The organism is Streptomyces aureoversilis (genome assembly GCF_042657885.1).
GTDB classification, from domain to species: Bacteria; Actinomycetota; Actinomycetes; order Streptomycetales; family Streptomycetaceae; genus Streptomyces; species Streptomyces aureoversilis.
Genome location: NZ_JBHSKJ010000021.1, coordinates 141,634 through 161,022, shown reverse-complemented (window position 1 = coordinate 161,022; position 19,389 = coordinate 141,634). Strand labels below are relative to the sequence as shown.

General features: G+C 73.3%; 13 protein-coding genes. 8 read left to right on the top strand and 5 right to left on the bottom strand.

The window, feature by feature from the left end; translation table 11 throughout:
- Positions 1-647: 647 nt before the first annotated feature.
- Positions 648-1,889, top strand: coding sequence for an ATP-grasp domain-containing protein (locus tag ACFPP6_RS29865; RefSeq protein ID WP_382048958.1), 1,242 nt, complete (start codon positions 648-650; stop codon positions 1,887-1,889).
- Between the two features lie 58 nt (positions 1,890-1,947).
- On the opposite strand, the gene ACFPP6_RS29860 is transcribed toward ACFPP6_RS29865, so the two are convergent.
- A complete protein-coding gene (locus ACFPP6_RS29860) occupies positions 1,948-2,583 on the bottom strand; it encodes a hypothetical protein (RefSeq protein ID WP_382048955.1) in 636 nt (211 codons plus the stop codon).
- A gap of 205 nt (positions 2,584-2,788) precedes the next feature.
- Here ACFPP6_RS29860 and ACFPP6_RS29855 point away from each other — a divergent pair, with 205 nt between their 5' ends.
- A complete protein-coding gene (locus ACFPP6_RS29855) occupies positions 2,789-4,282 on the top strand; it encodes an FAD-dependent monooxygenase (protein ID WP_382048952.1) in 1,494 nt (497 codons plus the stop codon).
- Positions 4,283-4,341: 59 nt separating this feature from the next.
- On the opposite strand, the gene ACFPP6_RS29850 is transcribed toward ACFPP6_RS29855, so the two are convergent.
- Positions 4,342-4,989, bottom strand: a complete 648-nt coding sequence (locus ACFPP6_RS29850) for a hypothetical protein (RefSeq protein WP_382048949.1) — start codon at positions 4,987-4,989, stop codon at positions 4,342-4,344.
- Positions 4,986-7,244: an MMPL family transporter gene (locus ACFPP6_RS29845; protein WP_382048946.1), complete on the bottom strand. Its 2,259-nt coding sequence runs from the start codon at positions 7,242-7,244 to the stop codon at positions 4,986-4,988. The genes ACFPP6_RS29850 and ACFPP6_RS29845 overlap by 4 nt, the downstream gene beginning before the upstream one ends.
- 237 nt (positions 7,245-7,481) lie before the next feature.
- Here ACFPP6_RS29845 and ACFPP6_RS29840 point away from each other — a divergent pair, with 237 nt between their 5' ends.
- The 5 genes from ACFPP6_RS29840 to ACFPP6_RS29820 all read left to right on the top strand — a co-directional run bounded on the left by ACFPP6_RS29840 (position 7,482) and on the right by ACFPP6_RS29820 (position 15,100).
- The gene (locus tag ACFPP6_RS29840) at positions 7,482-10,115 is read left to right on the top strand and encodes a polyprenyl synthetase family protein (RefSeq protein WP_382048942.1); all 2,634 of its coding nucleotides are present in this window, start codon (positions 7,482-7,484) and stop codon (positions 10,113-10,115) included.
- A 9-nt stretch (positions 10,116-10,124) separates the two neighbouring features.
- The gene (locus ACFPP6_RS29835) at positions 10,125-10,895 is read left to right on the top strand and encodes an SOS response-associated peptidase (protein WP_382048939.1); all 771 of its coding nucleotides are present in this window, start codon (positions 10,125-10,127) and stop codon (positions 10,893-10,895) included.
- An 89-nt stretch (positions 10,896-10,984) separates the two neighbouring features.
- Positions 10,985-13,324 (top strand): hypothetical protein, encoded by a 2,340-nt coding sequence (locus ACFPP6_RS29830; RefSeq protein ID WP_382048936.1) that lies wholly within the window; start codon positions 10,985-10,987, stop codon positions 13,322-13,324.
- Positions 13,325-13,493: 169 nt separating this feature from the next.
- The gene (locus tag ACFPP6_RS29825) at positions 13,494-14,312 is read left to right on the top strand and encodes a phosphotransferase enzyme family protein (RefSeq protein ID WP_382048933.1); all 819 of its coding nucleotides are present in this window, start codon (positions 13,494-13,496) and stop codon (positions 14,310-14,312) included.
- On the top strand, positions 14,279-15,100 hold the full coding sequence (locus ACFPP6_RS29820) for a nucleotidyltransferase domain-containing protein (RefSeq protein ID WP_382048930.1): 822 nt from the start codon (positions 14,279-14,281) through the stop codon (positions 15,098-15,100). Before ACFPP6_RS29825 ends, ACFPP6_RS29820 begins: the two co-directional genes overlap by 34 nt.
- Before the next feature lie 45 nt (positions 15,101-15,145).
- Here the strand turns inward: ACFPP6_RS29820 and ACFPP6_RS29815 are convergent, their stop codons facing one another.
- Positions 15,146-16,771, bottom strand: coding sequence for an alkaline phosphatase D family protein (locus ACFPP6_RS29815; RefSeq protein WP_382048927.1), 1,626 nt, complete (start codon positions 16,769-16,771; stop codon positions 15,146-15,148).
- A gap of 140 nt (positions 16,772-16,911) precedes the next feature.
- Here ACFPP6_RS29815 and ACFPP6_RS29810 point away from each other — a divergent pair, with 140 nt between their 5' ends.
- Positions 16,912-17,328, top strand: coding sequence for a serine hydrolase (locus tag ACFPP6_RS29810; RefSeq protein WP_382048924.1), 417 nt, complete (start codon positions 16,912-16,914; stop codon positions 17,326-17,328).
- A gap of 200 nt (positions 17,329-17,528) precedes the next feature.
- Here the strand turns inward: ACFPP6_RS29810 and ACFPP6_RS29805 are convergent, their stop codons facing one another.
- Positions 17,529-18,449: a hypothetical protein gene (locus tag ACFPP6_RS29805; RefSeq protein ID WP_382048921.1), complete on the bottom strand. Its 921-nt coding sequence runs from the start codon at positions 18,447-18,449 to the stop codon at positions 17,529-17,531.
- Positions 18,450-19,389 lie beyond the last annotated feature (940 nt).

Here is a 19,389-nt window from a genome sequence, read left to right as displayed (position 1 = left end):
GGCTCCGGCTCCGCCCGCACCTGCCCCACCTGCCCCGGGCCCCGGTGCTCCTCCTCCTGCACCGCCCGGCGCGGAGGTTCCCGCCCCGCCGGCTCCGGCTCCGCCCGCACCTCCTGCCCCCGCACCTCCGGCTCCGGCCCCGCCCGCGCCTGCCCCTCCGGCGCCCGCCCCGCCGGCGCCGCCCGCTCCCGTCCCCCCGCCGGGTGCACCGCAAGCACCCCCGGCCCCGGCGCCTCCTGCCCCCGCGCCCGTAGCCCCGCCGCCGGCACCGGCGCCCCCGGCCCAACTCCCGCCGGCCCCCGTGCCGGTGGTGAGGACGCCGCCCCGCCCCGCTCCGCCTGCCGCCTCGCCCCCCGCTCCGCCGAACACGGCGCCCGTTCCGAACCCGCCCACCAACCTGTGCGGACCCAGGAACCGTTGCCCCTCGTACCGGAAGGTCCTCCCGTCAGCGACCGAGAAGCAGCTCCGCGGCCTGTCGCTGGTGACCCTCACCCTGCTGCTCACCACCCCGGCCGTGCTGGCCGCGGCACTGCTGCGCCCGCGCTCCGCCAGCCGGCGAAACCGTTGAGGGGCCGGAGTGCGTGTGGCGACCGGGCGCACGGGCGGGGAAAGTTGTGGTGTCCGGTGGATCGACGACGGTGGTGCGGATGGTGCGTGTGGTCGTCCTGGGCGAGTTCCGCGCGGACAGGCTCGTGCCGGCGCTCCGGGGCGTCGGCACGGAGGTCACCGTGCTGGGATTCGCGGACCTGACGTCGTTCCTGGGGCCCGGGACGGCGTGCGGAGAGCTGCCGACGGCCCTCGACGAACGCGGGACGCTGCAGCTGCTCGAGGATCACGGCGCCGACGTCGCCGTCCCCAACCCGGGGTGCCCCGGACAGGAGCAGTTCCTGCCCGTCTACTCCCGGGCGGCGTCCCGGCTGCGCGGCGGGGGCTGCCGAATGCCCGTGCATCCGGAAGGGTTCGCGACGGCGGTCAGTGACAAGGTGGCGTTCCACCGCCTCGCGGGGGAGCGGGGCTGGCCCGTGCCGCGGGGCGTCGTCTGCGAGGAGGCGCGGGAGCTGCCGGGCGCCGTGGGCGAAGTCGGGTTCCCCGTGCTGGTCAAGGAGGCCCGCAGCGAGTTCCACGCCGGACGCCACTACGTACGGGACTGCGAGCAGCTGGACCGGGTGGCCGGCGAGGTGAGGTATCCGGTACTGGTCCAGGAGGCGGTGTCGGGGGAGGAGTACGCACTGGAGCTCCTCTCCGGGCCGCCGTCTTCGGCTGCCGGGCTGCCGACCACGATCGCGTGGCCGGTGGCCTCCCTGGGCCGGCTCTGCAGCGCCTGCGCTCCGGGCAGGCGGGTGAGAGTCGCACCGGCGGCGCTGCCCGCGCGAGTGCAGGAGGAACTGGCCGCCACGGTCGCGGACATGGTGGAGTCGACGGCTCCCAGAGGGCCGTGGCAGATGGACCTCGCCGTCACCGACGACGGCCGGCTGCGGGTGATCGAGCTGAACGGCCGGCTGGGCGGCGTGTCCAACATGAGCTGGGCGAGTACGGGGCTCGACCCGCACGTGGCGTACGCGCACGCCGTGCTGGGCCGTGCGTCGTCCACTCGGCGGGCCCACCGGGCCGCGCTCGAACTGCCTGTGCACAACGGGTTCGCCCTGCCGCCCCCGCCGACGGGGACGGAGCTGATGTCCTTCCCGGGAAACCCCGCCAACCGGGGCCCTTTGATCGGCGGATACCACCGCCCCGTCCTGTGCGTTGCGGACGACCGCGCCGACGCGGTGGGCGCCTGGCTGCGGTCCCTGCCGCCGGGAACGCTGCTGAACGGGGCGGACGAGGCGGCCGCTCAGCTGGAGCGCGGGCTGCACGCCCTGCGGCAGGGCGGCGGCCGGCCTCCGGTCTGACGATCTCCGCGGTGACGATCTCCGCGGTGACGGGCTTCCCGCCGGCGCCGGCGCTGCGTCATGCGAGGAGGTTGGTGATGAGCTTGCGCACCCTGCCCTCCGTGACCGGCAGGACGCCGTGGACCAGCTGCGTGCCGTAGACGACGGTGGTGCCCGGCGGCGGGCTGCAGATCCAGCGGGTGTGCGGGAGGTCATCGAGTTGCACAGGGCCGGAGCGGGCGGTGATCTCGTGGACGAGCCGCGTTCCGGGCGCGTAGTCGCTTTCGGCCGTCGGGGTCGTGTCGCTCCACAGGGCGTCGGCCGAGTAGGTGTCGAGGTGGAACTCGCCGCCCCGTTCGGCGTCCTGGAGGTTGAAGGCGACCCGCGCGATCCGCTGCGGCCGGGCCTGCGGGTCGCCCACGCCGTGCACGTGCGGACGGATCTTGTCGCCGGGTTTGAGGTCGTGGTAGAGCCACGGGTCGGTGCCCGAGGCGGAGGGGAACACCCGGCGCAGCGCGGGCAGTGCGCGCCTCATGGCGCCGTTCAGGACGGCCTGTGCCGCGTCGGGCGGGGTCGTTCCTTCACTGGGCCGTACGGGGACCCAGCCGGTGGTCGCGAGGTGTTCGTCCAGGATCTTGGTCAGCTCGGCCGTCTCGTCGGCGGTGAGGAAGTCCTCGACGGTCTGCACGGCCAGGGTCTCGGTCATGTGGATCACTGGCGGACTCCTCTCGCGGGCCCGGCGGCCCGGCCGTCTCATTCCAGTGCGGGACGGTGCCGAAGCCAAGCGTCGGCTTCGGCCAATCCCGAAGGGCCGCTTGACGGTCCTCGCTCATGCGGCGAAAGGTGAGGGAGTGACGTCCCGGGGCGCAGGCATCGACGCAGGCATCGACGCAGGCACGGACCCAGGCATGGACCCAGGCATGGACACCGAAGTGCTCGTCGTGGGGGCGGGGCCGACGGGGCTGCTGCTGGCGTGCGAACTGGCACTGGCGGGCGTACGGGTCCGAGTGGTCGACAAGCGAACGACGCCCCACCGGGAGTCACGGGCACTGAACCTTCACCCGCGCAGCATCGAGCTGATGGACATGCGCGGCCTGGCCGGCCGCTTCCTGGCCGCAGGCCGTACGGTGCCCGGCTGGCAGTTCGCCGTCAGCCTCAAGCGGCGGCTGGACTTCACCGCGCTCGACACCCGGCATCCCTACGCGTTGCTGCTGGCCCAGGTACGTTCCGAGGCGCTGCTGGCGGAACGGGCCCGGGAGCTGGGGGTGGAGGTCCACCGCGGGTACGAGGCGGTCGCCGTCGGGCAGGACGCCCACGGCGCCGAGGTCGGCCTCTCCGGCCCCGGCGGCCCGGTGACGATCCGCTCCTCGTACGTCGTCGGTTGCGACGGCGGGCGCAGCCGTGTGCGGCAGGCGGCCGGCATACGGTTCCCAGGCACGCGCGAGTCCATGAGCGCGGTCGTGGGGGACTTCGCCGTCGCCGACCACGCGTGCAACGAACGGGCCCGGCAGCACGGCGTCCTCGTCGCCCGCCTGGAGACGGGGCTGACCCGGTTCGTGGTCATGGACCCCCGGCGGATCCGGACTCCTTCCTCCGAACCGGTGACCCTGGAGGAGTTCCGCACCTCGCTGAGACAGGTATGCGGAACCGACTGCGGTATCGGCGAGCCCCGGTGGCTGTCGAGGTTCGGCAACGCCACCCGCCTCGCCGAGACCTACCGCCGCGGCCGCGTCCTGCTGGCCGGCGATGCCGCGCACATCCACTTCCCCGTCGGTGCCCAGGGCCTGAACACCGGCCTGCAGGACGCCATGAACCTCGGGTGGAAACTCGCCGCCGCAGTCCGGGGCTGGGCGCCGCCCGGTCTGCTGGACACCTACCACGCCGAGCGGCACCCCGTCGGTCATGCCGTCACCGCGGGCACCCGGGCGCAGACCCTGCTGGTGGAACTCCCCCTCACCGAGCAGTACGGGTTACCTGCGTCGCTTCTGTGCGAGCTGCTCGACACGCTCCTGGGTATGAGTGAAGTCAACCGGTACCTGGCCGGCCGGATTTCCGCGCTCGACACCGTCTATCCTCCGTCCTCGCCGGATGCCGACCCGCTCACCGGCCGGCGCATGCCCGACCTCGATCTGACGACGGCGGCAGGGCCGGCCCGCGTGTACGAGCTCCTTCGCGACGGCCGCTTCGTCCTGCTGCACTTCGGCGAGGGCACGGGCGGCCCGGAGCGGTCCTCGCACACCCGCGCAGTCACCGCCCACCGGCACGGGGCCCGTTCGGACCTCGACGGTGTGAGCGCCGTACTCGTCAGGCCCGACGGCCACATCGCCTGGGCGACCCGCACCACGGACCCGCGTGCCCTGCGGGCCGAACGGGCCGAGGCGCTGCTGATGTGGACCGGCTCCCGGTCAGGTTGACGGCCGGCTTCTCCACGTGGGTGACTCGCCGCGGGCCCGGGACCGGCCTGCCCCGGGGGTCACCAGAAGGAGATGTTGCCCCGTCCCGCGACCGTCCGCAGGCCGCGGGACGCGCAGCCGGTCACGTCGGTGGTGGGCACCGCCCAGCCGCGTACGTGGCGGTGCGCCATCCGCCCCGAGACGACGTCGCCGCTGAGGAAGGCGTCCGCCGGGGTGTAGCCGCCACCGCCGCGGGCGGACGGCCTCAGGTGGGAGGTCCCGGCGGTCCGGCCGCGCTGGGCCCAGCCGTGGTACCAGGTGATGACGGCGGAGCCCTCGGGGCGGGCGGCGGTGAGGCAGTTGGCCGTCGCCGAGCCGCGCAGGACCATCCGCCCGGACCGGATCCCGTACTGGCTGCCGTCCGCGGAGGTGCAGCGGTCGAGCAGGACCGTGCCCGTGGCCGACACCTGTTGTACCCGGCCGGTGACGGGCGGACGGAAGACGAGGGGGTCGCCGGGGGCGGTCTGCAGGGAGCAGGACAGGGCGGTCCCGGCCAAGGCCGTCGCGGAGCGCGCGGCGGCCGCCGCCGGCGCGGTCCCCGGGCCGGCGGTCGTGCCGAGGGCGCCGAGCAGCAGGGCAGCCAGAGCCGCGTGGATCGTCGCGGCGCGCGGACGACGTGGACGGCGCAGACGGCGCGGACGGTACAGATGGTGCGTGGTGGTGGTCATGTGCGGATCTTCTTCCTCACGGTCTGTTTCTGCTGGGCCGGCACGGCACCCGTGGATGCCGGCGGCACGAAGGCGGTGTGGAGTCCGAGGCGCCGGTGGAGGCGGCGCAGCGGCGCGGGAGCCCACCAGTTGGCGTGCCCGGCCAGCCGCATGAAGGCGGGCACGAGGACGCCGCGCACGACGGTGGCGTCCACGAGCACGGCGAGGGCGATGCCGCATCCGAACATCTTCAGCAGCACCACGCGCGAGGTCAGCAGCGGCAGCACGGCGATGGCGACGAGCAGCGACGCCGTGGTGATCACCCGGCCCGTGCGGGCGATGCCGTTGACGACGGCGGTGCGGCAGTCGGCGCCCGCCCGGTACTCCTCCTGGATGCGGGCGATGAGGAAGAGCTCGTAGTCCACCGAGACCCCGAAGGCGAAGCAGAACATCACCACCGGCATGGCCGTCTCCAGCTCGCCCGTCACCTCGAACGACCCGAGGAGACCGCGCAGATGGCCGTCCTGGAAGACGTGCACCATGGCCCCGAAGGCGGCGCACATGCTCAGCGCGGCCAGTACCACGGCCTTGAGCGGGATGAGCAGCGAGCCGGTGAACAGGAAGAGCAGGACCAGCACGCAGCCGATCAGCAGCGCCCCGATGAAGGGCAGGACGTGCGCGAGGGCCGTCTTGGTGTCCAGCACGCGCGCCGGGCAGCCGGTGACCAGGTGCGGGCCGGGGGAGGGCAGCGCGCGCAGGGTCCGAACGAGGTCCGGGTCGCTCGCGGGCGGACCGGATCCCGTCACCGCGAGCCAGGTGCCGCCCATGGTGATCTGCAGCAGTGACCCGGGCGTCGGCCCGGCCGTCCGGCGCCCGTGCGCGTACGTCCCCAGGCCCGTCACCACGCTCGCGACGTCGGGCCGTTCGGACAACTGCCGGGCGTAGGCGGTCACCTCGGCCTCCTGCTCGACGGCATCCGTGGCCGGCAACAGAACGGTGACGGCACGGTCCCACGGGAGGGAGAAGTCGCGCTCGATCCCGGCGGCGACGGCGTGGGACTCCAGCTCGGCCGGCAGCACCCGGTAGTCGGTGACGCCGAAGCGGACGTGGGTGAACGGCAGCGCCGACGCGGCGAGCAGCAGCACGCAGCAGCCGGCGGCCAGGACGGGCCGGCCGGTGGCGGCCCGGGCGACCCGCCGCCACAGCGGGCTCTCCGCGGAGCGCGCCCGGCGCCACCGGGCCAGCGGGTCGCCGCGGTCGATCCAGCGGCCGAGCAGGACCAGCAGCGCCGGCAGGACGACAGCCGTGGCGAGCCCGCAGCACAACACGACCGCGATGCCCGCGCAGGCGAGAGACCGCAGGAACGGCAGGGGGAACAGCAGCATGGGGGTCAGGCAGACCGCGATGGTGCCGCTGGAGAAGAACACGGTGCGTCCGGCGGTGCGCATGGTGCGCAGCGTGGCGCCCCGGGTGTCAGGGCTGCCGTGGGCGTCGTGCACGTCGTGCGCGTCGCCTTCCGGGGCGGCGATCTCCTGGCGGTAGCGGCTGACGAGGAACAACCCGTAGTCGACGGCCACGCCGAAGCCGAGCGCCGTCGCGACGTTCGTGGCGAGCGCGGACACGGGCATCACGTCGGCGAGCGCACAGAGCAGCGGATAGGCGCCCAGCACCGCGAACAGCCCGGTCAGCACCGGCAGCAGGGCCGCGACCGGGGAACCGAAGGCCAGCAGCAGCGCCAGCGCGGCCAGCGGCACGCCGAGCAGTTCGGCGCGGAGCAGCTCCTGCCCGCTGACCTCGGTGGCCTGCGCCGAGACGTAGGAGATGCCGGTGGCCGACACCCGCAGCGGACCGTGGGCACCGGTGAAGCGCGGCACCAGCCGTGCGGCGGCCCGCGCCGTGGCCGCGTCGTCCCCCGCCAGGTCGGCCACGACGAGGGCACCGCGCCCGTTCTTGCTCAGCAGCTCGGCGGCGCCCGTGTTCCAGTACGAGTAGACGCGCTCGACGCCCGGCTGCCGGGAGAGCCTGACGGTGAGGTCCAGGCCCGCGCGGGAGACGTCCTCCGAACCGGCGGGGGAGCGGGCGTCCGCGCGCAGCACCAGGTCCGGCAGGCCCGCGTGGAAGCGCTCGGCCAGGACGGCGTCGGCGCGAGCGGCCTCGGTCCCGGTGGCGAGGTAGCCGCCGCCGCTGAACTGGGGGCGGGCTCCCAGCAGCCACAGCGCGAGCACCGCGCCCAGCAGGCCCGCCCCGGCCAGTACCCGCCAGGGACGGGAAACCACCCACCGCGTGATCATCTTCGTCCACCGTTCCCATCCGTCGTGTCCCGGGTATACGGCGGCGGCCGGGCACCCCTGCGGGCGGCACGCCCGCGCTCACCCGAATGCACCCGACCGGGCACGGATCGCCTGCCACGGGCGATCCATACGGGTGGTCGCAGGTAACCGTGTTGACGTTCGTGCGGTTGGCGGTTACGGCCAGTACACAGCCCCCGCCGCAGGACTCCCCTTGGGACACCCGTGAACAAGCACACCGCACAGGCACCGCCTTCCTCGCCCGCCGCCGACTCCGCCGAACCCGCCGACTCCACCGACCTCGTAGGCGAGGGCCTGCCCCACCCGGGCCGCCCCGTCGAGCGGTGGTCCGTCAACGCCTCGGTACGGACGGCCGAAGGCGAAGAGCACAGCCTGTCCGTGCAGTTCCTGTGCCGGCGGCCGGGCGCCGGGGGAGAGACCGGAAGCACCGGGCCGGGCGGGGAGGCCGGAACTACCGGAACCACCGGAACCACCGGGCCCGCCGGGGAAGCGGACCGGCCCGCCGGCCACACCGTCATCTGGTCGCACACCGACCACGCCACCGGCGGCCGCACCACCGAGTCCTGGCTGGACGAGTCGGCCCTCGCCGAGGCACGTTCCGCCTTCGAGGACACCTCGGCGTGGGACCCCCACGTGTGCCGGGCCGTCCTCGACGCCCTGGCCGGCGGCAGACCGCTCCTGCCCGACCGGCTGCTGCACGCACCCGTACGCCTCGCCGCGCACCGGCTCGACCTGGACTTCGGCGGCGTCGCCGGCCTCACCCGGCACCCGGACGGTTCGTACGGCCTGACCGTGACCGGCGACGCCGGGGGCTTCGCGCTGACCCTCGGCCCGGGCAAACCGCCCCTGTCGCTGTGCGAAGGCGACGAAACGGAACCCCCCGTGTCCCTGTCCTCGTCGTGCCTGCCGCGCATGACGGCCGAAGGCACCGTGTCCGCCTCCGGCCGCGACCCGGTGCGCGTCACGGGAGAGGCATGGCTGGAGCATTCCTACGGCACCTGCCCGGAGGGCGTGCACCGCCCCGGTGGCGCGGAGACCGCCTGGATGCGGGTTCAGGTGCAGCTGGACAACGGCTGGGACGTGGTGCTCCTGCGCACCAGCCTCGTCGAGGAGACCACCGACTGGGAGCCGTTGCCATCGGCACGGCAGCCCCTCGACGACCGGGATCCGGACCCGTCGAACATGTCGCACCCGTCAGACCCGTCAGACCTGTCAGACCCATCGGGCCCATCGGATCTGCCGACTGTGCCGGATGTGCCGGAAATGCCGGACGCGCCGGCTCTCCAGGAGCTGCCCGATCGGCCCATGGCCACCCACACGACACAGGCACAGCACACGGCCTGCGCCGTCTCCGGCCCCGGCGGACAAGGCCGGCAGGCAACCGCGGAGCTGTGGACCACGCGCCGCTGGGACTCCTCGGTCACCATGAACTCCTACCCCGTCGCCACCCGGTTGCGGATCCCCGCGGCCGGCCTCGACGTACGGCTCGTAGCGTCCTCGTACGCGCAAGAGGTCTCGTCGATGTCCCTGGGACGCGCCTTCTGGCACGGCCGGTGCCGGGTGGAAGGCACGATGGGCGGGCGGCCCGTCGGCGGCCACGCGCGCGTGGAGTTCGTTCCGCCCAACACCATCGGAGACCTGGAAGACTTCATGCGCCGCATCGGCCGGATCACGCGGGCGGAAGTGCGCCGGTTCTACCCCGACACCGCCGACCCCCGGGTGCTGGGTGCCGTGGCCGGCCTCGAAGGCCATGCCCCGCTGGACGAGGCTTCGTCCGGCGAGGTGCACGCCGGGCTCGTCCTGCCCGTACGCCACCTCGCGGACCTGGGCGGGAAGTCATGGCGATCGTTCGCCTCCGCCTGCGTCATGGCCCTCTTCTGCGAGACCGCGGACCGCTACCGCCCCCTGATGGCCGTCACCGAACTGCTGCACACCGGGTCCCTCATCGTCGACGACGTGGAGGACGCCTCTCCGATGCGGCGCGGTGGTCCTGCTGTCCACGAGGTCTTCGGCACACCGACCGCCATCAACGCGGGCACGGCCGCCTACTTCGTCTTCGACCGCGTGGCGGACGAGATCCTGCCCGACGACCCCGCGCTGCGCCTGCGCGTGTACCGGGCCTACCTGCGCGCCCTGCGCGCGGGCCACGCCGGACAGGCCCTCGACATCGCCGGGCACGAGCAGGCCATGGACACCGCCGTGGCCACCGGCGACGCCTCGGTGCTGCTGCAGCGGCTGCACTCCACCCACCGGCTGAAGTCCGGTCTCCCGGTACGGATGTTCGCCGAGGCCAGCGCCCTGCTGACCGGCGCCGGAGAAGCCGAGATCGCCGCCGTCGGCGCGTACTTCGAGGCCCTCGGCGTGGCCTACCAGATCAGCGACGACGTCGCGGATCTGCGCGGCATCGGCACCGTCAGACACGGCGGCCGGCGCCGCGCGGCCAAGCGCGTGGCCGAGGACCTGCTCAACGGCAAGGTCACGGTGCCGCTCGCCCACGCCGTGCCCCTGCTGCCCCCCGACCGACTGCGCGCCGTGTGGGAGTCCGTGCGCGGCGGCCGCGCCACTCCGCAGACGGCGGAAGCCGTCGCCGCCGTCCTCACCGAGTGCGGCGCGGTGGACGCCGCCCGCGCCCACGCCCGGGCCCTCCTCGAAGCGGCCTGGCCGGCCCTCGACCACGCCCTGCCGCCGACGATGCCGAAGGCGATCCTGCGCGGCCTCGGCTGGTACGCGGCCGAACGCGAGGACGACGTCCCCGACCCGGCCGCGGACGGCCGGCCCCCGGCCCCGCGCAAGCCGCTGCACCTGACCGGCGACCGGGTCCGACGAAAGGTCCGGTGAGGGGTCGGCATGTGCGGCCGTTACGTCTCCACCCGCAGTCCGCAGGACCTGGCCGGACTGTTCTCCGTCACCCGGTGGGACCCGGAACCGCTCCTTGAACCGAGCTGGAACGTCGCCCCGACCGACGACGTATGGGCCGTGCTGGAGCGCGCCGACCGTGAGAGCGGCGCGATCGAGCGGCAACTGCGGGCACTGCGGTGGGGCCTGGTGCCGTCCTGGGCGAAGAGCCTGAGCAGCGGCGCGAAGATGATCAACGCCAGGGTGGAGACGGTGCACGAGAAGCCCGCCTACCGCCGCGCCTTCGCCAAGCACCGCTGCCTGCTCCCGGCCGACGGCTTCTACGAATGGGAAGCCGTCGCCGCGACCCCCACCGCGAAGGCCTACAAGCAGCCGTACTTCATCAGCCCCGCGGACGGTCAGGTGATGGCGCTGGCGGGGCTGTACGAGTTCTGGCGCGACCCGGCGACCGGCGGCGACGGCCCGGCCGAGTGGTGGACCACTTGCAGCATCATCACCACCGAAGCCACCGACACCGCCGGCCGCATCCACCCCCGCATGCCGCTGGCCATCGCGCCGGCCGACTACGACACCTGGCTCGACCCCACCCACCAGGACCCCGAAGAGCTCCGCGCCCTCCTGACCACTCCCGCAGGCGGCGACCTCGGCGCCCGCCCGGTATCGACCGCGGTCAACGATGTCCGCAACAACGGCCCCCACTTGCTGGACGATGCCCCCGGCGCGGGCGCGGGCGCGGGCGCGGGCGCGGACGCGGACGCCTGACGCCCTCGAAAGGCCCGGCACATCCGGCAAGTCGTTGGGGCTGCCATGGATGGTCGACCGGAGCCTTGCCCCGATGCTCTGATGGTCGTATGCGGAGGTGGGAAGTCGGCCGCAGCGGCTGGTTGCTGCTCGCGGCCGTCGCCGTGGGCGTATCGGCGGTGTCCTGGCTGGCCCATCTGCTCCCCGGGCTGCTGGGAGGAGCCCTGACCGCGGTCGGTGCGGCGGTCGGTGCGGCGTTGTCGCAGCGCGGCCAGGAGCTGGTGGACGACAGTGCGCGGCAGGCACAGGAGACGAGAGAGCAACTACTGCGCGACCGGCGGGGGCGGCTGCCGAGGATCTGCGACGTCGACGACCTGATCGCCGTGGGGATCCATCCCGCAGCCCCGGCGGAGGGTGTCCGCACGGCCGGCGCGAAGGTCACTCCGTTCGTGCGGCGGGACCAGAGCGACGAGATGGAGACGGTGCTCCGCACGCACGCCTTCGTCCTGGTCGTCGGGGAGTCGACCGCCGGCAAGTCACGCGCCGCCTTCGAAGCAGCGCGAGCGGTTCTCCCCCGCTACGCGTTCATCGCCCCCGACCCCGCCGACCGCACATCGTTGCGCGCTGCGGTCGCCGCGATGCAGCGAGAGCGCCGTTCCGTCCTCTGGCTCGACGACATCGAGCGGTACTTGGGCGCTGACGGGCTGACGTCGCACGCGCTGCGAAGGATCACCCAGCCGGGAGCCGGCCGGAAAGTCCTCGTCCTCGGGACGATCAGGGCACAGGAACGTGCCCGGTACAGCGGTGCGCAAGGCGTCTTGGGGCAAGCCGTGGGGGAAGCCGTCGGGGAGGACGGCCGGCCCGACGGGCGGAGCGGCAGGGACGTTCTGGCGCAGGCGCACGAGATCCGGCTCGATCGCCGCTGGACCGAGGCCGAGGTGGAACGGGCACGCACGTTCGGCCAGGATGACCGCATCGCCCGGGCGATCAGCAGTGCCGAGCGCTACGGCATCGCCGAGTACCTGGCCGCAGGCCCTCAGCTGCTGGCGCCATGGCAGGACGCCTGGGCTCCGGAAGGACGGCACGCTCGCGGAGCCGCGCTGGTCGCCGCGGCGGTCGAGGCACGCCGCGCAGGGTGGGCCCGGCCGCTGCCCGCCCCGCTGCTGCGAGAGCTCCACGAACGGCACCTCGCCGCCCGCGGCGGGCTCCGGCTCAGGCCGGAGGGCTGGGAGGAAGCGGTGGCATGGGCGACCACGCCGCTGTACGCCACCAGCAGCCTGCTCATCCCTCTGGACGCGTCCGGGGACAGCTACTACGTCTTCGACTACCTGCCCGACGCGGTCGACGCAGCCCCCGGCAGTCCCCCGATCCTGGAGGACACCTGGGAACGGCTGATCGCGGGTGCGGACCCGTGCACCTGCGAAGCCATCGGCTGGGAAGCCGATGCGCGCGCGAGGCCCGAGACCGCCCGCGAAGCCTTCCGCAAGGCGCTGGACGGAGGCGCCATCACCGCTGCCGAGGGACTGGCCGGCGTCTTCGGCGACGCACTGCAGGTGGAGGAAGCCTGCCGCGTGCTCCGTACGACCTTGCAAACGGCCCCTGCCGATGCCGACCCTGATGCCCTGCTTTCCCTCCGGTGGGCCCTGTCATGGTGGAGCGGAGCGGCAGGCGACAAGGAGGAGGCCCTCGCCCAGACCAGGATCATTCACTCGGAGTACCGGCGTAGGCACGGGGAAGGGCACAGGGGTACCCTCGGCGCCGCGGTGAGCTTGGCTCGGTGGACCGGTGCCACCGGCCGGGCCCACGACGCGCTGGACCTGGCGCTCGAAGCGCAAGAGCGCTCCTTGCGCGAGCTCGGGCCCGAGCATCGCGTGACCTTGGCCTGCCGGTTCGAGGTCGCGGTCTGGACCGGAGCGAGCGGGCAGCTGGATGAAGCGGCCCGGCTCTGGGGCGAGTTGGACCGCGACGCGGGCATGTTCCTGGGAGCACACGACAAACTGACGAACGACGTCCGCTGGAACCACGCGGCCGCGGTGGCGAGCACCGGAGCCGTCACGCTCGGACTCCGGATCCTTGCCGGTGTCGTCGAGGGCCGCGCTGCGATCTACGGCGACGATCACCCGCGGACCCTCGCCGGCCGCCTCGAGCTTTCCGGACGGACCGGTGCGGCCGGGCAGGGGGAAGAGGCTCTGGCGCTCTCGGCCGCCGCCACCGCGGACATCGCCCGGGCGCTGGGTCACGACCACGAACTCGCCCTCGCCGGACGTCATCAGCAGGCTCTCTGGAGCGCTCGCTCGGGCCGGCACGACGAAGCGGTCGAGCAGTTCGCGAGGCTGCTCGTCGACTGCGAGAGGTTCCTCAGGGCGAACCATCCGCTGACCGAGAACTGCAGGACGCAGCTCGCCCGGCCCGGCCAGGCGGTCTGGTACTACGAACCGCCGTCATGGTGACCCGGTCCACTCCGTTCAGCCCTCCGGGACGGAGCGGAGTGGACCGGAGCGGACCAGAGCGCCACGCCAGCCGCCTGCGGTCAGCAGCAGGAACGCTTCGCCGTCCTCCGTCCGCCGGCCCGGACGTAAATGAGGTGATCGCCGGGGGCCGGTCGAGCAGACTTGCGCCGTGCAGCATCACGAGAAGCGCCGTGACGAGAAGCGCCGTGACGAGGAGCAGCCGCTCTCCGGCGGGAACGTCAGTGGCGGCGTCGTCCGCGTCGGCGACACCGTCCGTCGCCCCGCGGGCCCGTGGACCCCGGCGGTGCACGCACTGCTCGACCATCTCCACGAAGCGGGCTTCCGGGCGGCGCCCCGCCCCCTCGGCATCGACGACCGGGGCCGGGAGGTCCTGACCTTCGCGCCGGGCGAGGTGGTCTGGCCCGGTCGGTTCTCCCTGCTGGAGCCGCCGCAGCGGCTGGCCCGGGTCGCGCGCCTGGTCAGGGACTTCCACGATGCCGTGGAGGGGTTCATGCCACCGCCCGACGCCCGGTGGCAGGCGCTCGTTCCCGCCGAGGGAGCCGACATCATCGCCCACCACGACCTGGCGCCGTGGAACCTCGTGGTCGGCGGCGAGGACGAGTGGGCGTTCATCGACTGGGACGCGGCCGGCCCCGGTTCGCGGCTCTGGGACGTCGCCTACGCCGCGCACGGCTTCATCCCGCTGTCCGCGGACCCAGCCTGGCAGCGCACCGATGCGGCCGGCCGGCTGCGGAGCTTCGCCGACGCCTACGGGCTCGACGAGGCCGAACGGCGTGACCTGGTCCCCCTGCTGAGCCGGCGCACCCGCTCCATGCACGACTTCCTGCGCGACCGGACCGCCCGGGGCAACCAGCCCTGGGCCACCCTGTGGGCCGAGGGCCATGGCGACACCTGGCGCAACGACACCGCCTACATCGAGGAGCGCGAAGAACAGTGGCTGAGTGCCTTGCTCGCCGGCGGGGGCTGAACCACGACGGGACGATCGCCCGCGAAGGCGCCCTGGACCGGGTGCCGGAAATGTTCGCCCCCGTCGTCGACGCTGTGCGCGCCCACCTCGCCGATACGTACGGCCGCACGCGGCTGCACAGCGCCTACCTCTACGGCAGCATCCCCCGTGGCACCGCCACCCCCGGCCGCTCCGACCTGGACCTGCTGCTCGCCCTCCACGACGAGCCCACCGACGCCGACCGCGCCGCCGCGAAAGAGATCGAGGCCGCGCTCGACCGCGCCTTTCCCCAGATCGACGGCGCGGGCATCCTGCTGTTCGGCGTGCGCACCCTGCTGAGCGACCTCGAACGCCACGATCTCGGCTTCTTCGTCGCCTGCCTGTGCACCCCGCTGCTCGGCACCGACCTCGCCGGAGAACTGCCCCGCTACCGCCCCACCTCCCTGCTCGCCCGCGAAACCAACGGCGACCTCGCCCTTGCCCTGCCCCGCTGGCGCACGCGGGCCGCCGAAGCCGCCACGGACGGCGAACGCAGGGCCCTCGCCCGCGGCGTCGCCCGGCGTCTCGTACGCACCGGATTCACTCTGGTCATGCCCCGCTGGGGCGGCTGGACCAGCGACCTCGGCGAGTCCGCCGGACTCTTCGGCCGCTACTACCCGGAGCGGGCCGGGCAGATGCGCACGGCCGCGGCCACCGGCCGTACGCCCTCGGCCGACCCGGCCGTGCTCGGCATGCTCACCGACGACCTGGGCCCCTGGCTCGCCGCCCGGTACACAGCCGTGCACGGGGAGAAGGCTCCGCGCCCGTGAAACGGCATCGCCGTCACAACGCATCGCCGCCACGACGGCTCGCCGTTACGGAGACGGCCTTTCGAATCCGGGGCGGTCCGCCCGGCAGATCAGGCTGGTGGCGGTGGAGACGGGAGCGCCCGGGCGGGTGACGTAGGGGAGGGTGCGGTAGTCGACGCGGGCCTGCGACGGAGTGAGCGTGATGACGACGTAGCCGCGGCGCTTGGCGTAGTACGCCATGTGCGGGTTGACGGCGAGGAGGCTCTCCCAGTCCTCGGGTTTCTCGACTCCGTCGGCTCCGCTGGAGATGGACGTGCCGAGGATCTCCACGCCGCGCGTGGGGGAGGAGAGGTTGTCGAAGTCCTCCTTGATGTCCATGGCGAGGTGGATGTGGGAGTCACCGGAGAGCACCATGAGGTTGTTGATCCGCGCGGTGCGCGCGGCGTCGAGGAGCCGCTTGCGGGCCGCCGGGTATCCGTCCCAGGCATCCATGGACAAAGGGGAGTTCTGGGAGCGCAGCCGGCGCCGGGAGAAGGCGACCTGCTGGGGGAGGACGTTCCAGATGGCCGACGAGCTGCGGAATCCGTTGGAGAGCCACTGCTCCTGTGCGGGGCCGAGGAGGGTGCGGGAAGGGTCTTCGGAATCGGGGCCGGGCTGCTTCCAGCCGTCCCCGTAGGCCTGGTCCGAGCGGTACTGCCGCGTGTCCAGGATGTCGAACTGCGCGAGTCTGCCGTAGCGGAGACGGCGGAAGAGCCGCATGTCCGGCCCCGTCGGGTGCGGGAGGCGCAGGGGCATGTTCTCCCAGTACGCGCGGTAGGCCGCGGCCCGGCGCAGCAGGAACGCGTCGGTCGGGTCGTTGTCCTGCGACACGTGTGCCGCGTAGTTGTTCTCCACCTCGTGGTCGTCCCAGGTGACGCACCAGGGGTGGGCGGCGTGCGCGGCCTGCAGGTCGGGGTCGGACTTGCCCAGGGCGTAGCGCAGGCGGTAGTCCTGCAGCGTGACGGTCTCGTGCGCGAAGACGTCGGGGAGCCGGCTGCCCTCCGGGAGCTGCCGGTCCCCGGCCCGGGCGTCGATGGCGTTCTCGTAGATGTAGTCGCCGAGGAAGAAGACGACGTCGAGGTCCTCGCGGGCCAGGTGCGACAGCGCGGTGTAGTAGCCCTCGTCGTACTGCTGGCACGAGGCCACGCCCAGGCGCATCTGGCCGGGGGAGCTTCCGGCGGCGGGAGCGGTACGCGTCCGGCCGGCGCGGCTCACCCAGGACCCGGCCCGGAAGCGGTACCAGTAGGTGCGCCCTGCCTTGAGACCCCGGGCGTCGGCGTGCACGCTGTATCCGAATTCGGCGTCGGCGGTGGCCCGTCCCCGGCGTGCGACGCGCGAGAACCGTTCGTCCTCCGCGACTTCCCAGCTCACGGGGATCACCCCCGTGGCGGGCAGCCCGCCGTCCGGCTCCCACGGGCGCGGCGCCAGCCGCGTCCACAGCACCACGGCGTCCGGCAAGGGGTCGCCCGAGGCGACGCCGAGGGTGAAGGGATCGTCGCCGAGGACGCGATCGCCCAGCTCCTCGGCTCTTGCGCGGCCGGGCTCGGACGAGAACGCCAGCACGGTCGCGGCGGCCGTCAGTGTGAGGAATCTTCGTCTGAGGTACGAGATCGATGCGGTGCCGTGTCGGTCATGGCCCTGATGACCCGTCATGACGTGACGTCTCCCTCCAGGATCGCCGGTCACTCCTGCAGAAGGGATACCCAGGAGGAAGCGTCGTCTCCCGCGCCAGGGCGGCGTGCAGGCGTATCCGCCGCCACAGTCCCGAGCCGGGGCAAGGGCGCCGCGCTGCAGTGGGCCCTGCCCTGGACGGCATCGTCGCCGAGGGGGTGCCCGGCGCGATCGCCGAGGTGCGCGACCGCGACCGCGTCTGGCGGGCGGGCAGCGGTACCGCCGACCTGAGGGACGGGCGACGGGCGAAGCCCGGGGACCGGTTCCGCGCCGGGAGCGTGACCAAGACCTTCGTCGCGATGGTCGTGCTGCAACTCGCCGACGAGGGCGGGCTCGGCCTGGACGACCCCGTCGGCAGCCATCTGCCCGGCCTTGTCTCCGACGGGGGACGACGGCGCGCCCGTCACCGTACGCCAACTGCTCGGGCACACCAGCGGAATCCCGAACTGCACCGACGTGCTCCGGCGCGGCGACGACCCCAAACGCGAGCTCCAGGACTCCCGCCACGCCTCCCCGGGAGCTCGTCGAGCTCGCGCTGAAGGAGCCGCGCCCGTTCAACCCCGGCCAGCCGGGGAAGTGGGCCTGCTCCAACACCAACCACGTCCTCCTCGCCATGCCGATCGAGAAGGCCGCGGCGACGCTGCGCGGCGGTCGCATCAGGTCCGGTCTGTGTGGCCGCGCAGAACCAGCACGAACGGTTGACCGGCGAAGGCGCGGTCAGAGTGGCACGGCGGAACCGTCACCCTTCCTCTCTGTGGCTTTCCGGCTCGCAGATCGATTCCGACCAGTCCACGCCGAGCGTCTCGGCCAGCCGTTCCAGTGCCTGCTCGGTACGTCCGTACGCGACGAGTTCGAAGTCGCCGTATCCGGTGTCGTGGGCCACGATGACGTCCGGGCCGCCGAAGAACTCGGTACGGGCCCCCAGCTCACGCCACGGCAGCAGCCCCATCGGGCGCAGCTTCTCCCGCAGCCGGGCCAGGACCCCCGGGTCGATGCTGCCCTCCTCGACGGTCCAGCCGTAGTGGGCGGGCAGGCGCGTGACGGCCAGCAGGACGAAGAACTCCGAGAGCGAGCGGCTCTGCAGCACCCATCCCTCCTGCCCGTCGTCGTCCTGGGCGGAGACCAGCACCGGCGGATCGGCGAGGTGGCTGCGGGCCGCGGGGTAGCCCCACTCGTTGCAGTACTGGTCCTCGGCCATGAACACGCAGACCCGGAGGTCCTCGGACGGGCCGGTGAAGGGGTTCTCCGGTGGCAGGCCGCCGGCGATGCCGTAGCCGGTGGGGTCGGGGCGAACGGTGGGCGGCCACACCGGGTTGGTCCAGTACAGGCGCCACCGGTCCGCGAAGGAGTTGAACGGCAGCCCCCACCACTCGTCCAGCGCGGCGGGTATCGCGAGCGAGGGGTCGACGTCGCAGGGCTCGTCGTCCACCGGGGCGTCGGAGGACCCTGCCTTCAGGCCGGACACGTACGTCTTGTGGGCATCGGGTTCCTCCCGCTCCCACCGCTCACCACCGGTGGGTTCGTAACCCCAGCTCTCCTGGAACCTGCGCAGCAGTTCCCACCGCACGTCGGTGCCCGCGGTGCCCGCGGTGCCGCCCTCCGCCGCACTGCGCGCCTGCTGCAGCCACTCGTGGAATTGCCCGTAGTCGATCTCTGTCACGCGGGTGATCCTAAAGCGCAGGAACCGAGGCGCCTGAACCGCAAACTCCTGTACCGCTCCCGGTCGGCCCGTCAGCGCGTTCCACGGGATCGGACCCGGCGCCGGACGTACGCGGAGCGGGCGCTCCGCAGGCCGCCGACAGGTCCCGCGCGCGGACGAAGCGCGTCAGGGCCTCGGCGTGACGGCCGCGGGCCGCGAGGACGGATCCGGCCGTCAAAGAGGCGGTGGCTGCGCTGGTCCCGGCCCGTGGCGCCGGGTCAGCCTGGGCTGCACGGGTCGGCTTCGGGTCGTGGTCCTGACCGGGCCTGCCGTCGAGTTCGCTCCGCATCGCCGCCCACGCCCTCCCCGCAGGCACGACCGGTCCCCCAGGCTGTTCCCGTCGCCCGCATCAGGCCTGTCCGGTGCCTGCAGCCCCCCGGACACCACGGCTCCGCGCGAGCGGCACCGCCGAGGTACCCCGCGGGGGTGGGCGCCTGCGAGCGGGACGGAACGGTCCGGCCCCGTCAGCCTGGGGCCGGACGGTTGGTCCGGCGCCCGGGGCGGTGCTCAGAGTGCGGTGATCACGGACGTCCAGGCCGTTCGTTCCCCGGGGGTTGTGCACCGTGGGATAAACGGGCGTGCCGGAGGTCGGGAACCCACGCTCCGGCGCTCTCACCTCGCGTGCGCCGTGGCCCTCCCCGCGCCTCCTTCCGGGAGGTTGCCAGACGCGTCGCGGGCGAGTGAAGTGGGGGGGCCGGGTGCAAGGGTTTGAGAGTCGATGCCCCGGAGTTCACCACCCGGAGTCCGGTGTCCCCGCCTGATGTCCGGTGTTGCTCACCGGCGGGATGCGCTTCTCCCCGCCGCAGGTCGTCGTATGTCCCCGCACTGCGGCAGTGGTGCCTTCTCTGTCCGCGGAGACGAAGGGTTCGTTCGTCCACACGGAGGCAAGGGTGACAATTCG

Bases quoted from the DNA above. Each gene is read 5' to 3' on its own strand.
- ACFPP6_RS29815 (WP_382048927.1), bottom strand. From the start codon at position 16,771: ATGACGGGTCATCAGGGCCATGACCGACACGGCACCGCATCGATCTCG.
- ACFPP6_RS29865 (WP_382048958.1), top strand. From the start codon at position 648: ATGGTGCGTGTGGTCGTCCTGGGCGAGTTCCGCGCGGACAGGCTCGTG.
- ACFPP6_RS29850 (WP_382048949.1), bottom strand. From the start codon at position 4,989: ATGACCACCACCACGCACCATCTGTACCGTCCGCGCCGTCTGCGCCGT.
- ACFPP6_RS29830 (WP_382048936.1), top strand. From the start codon at position 10,985: ATGCGGAGGTGGGAAGTCGGCCGCAGCGGCTGGTTGCTGCTCGCGGCC.
- ACFPP6_RS29835 (WP_382048939.1), top strand. From the start codon at position 10,125: ATGTGCGGCCGTTACGTCTCCACCCGCAGTCCGCAGGACCTGGCCGGA.
- ACFPP6_RS29855 (WP_382048952.1), top strand. From the start codon at position 2,789: ATGGACACCGAAGTGCTCGTCGTGGGGGCGGGGCCGACGGGGCTGCTG.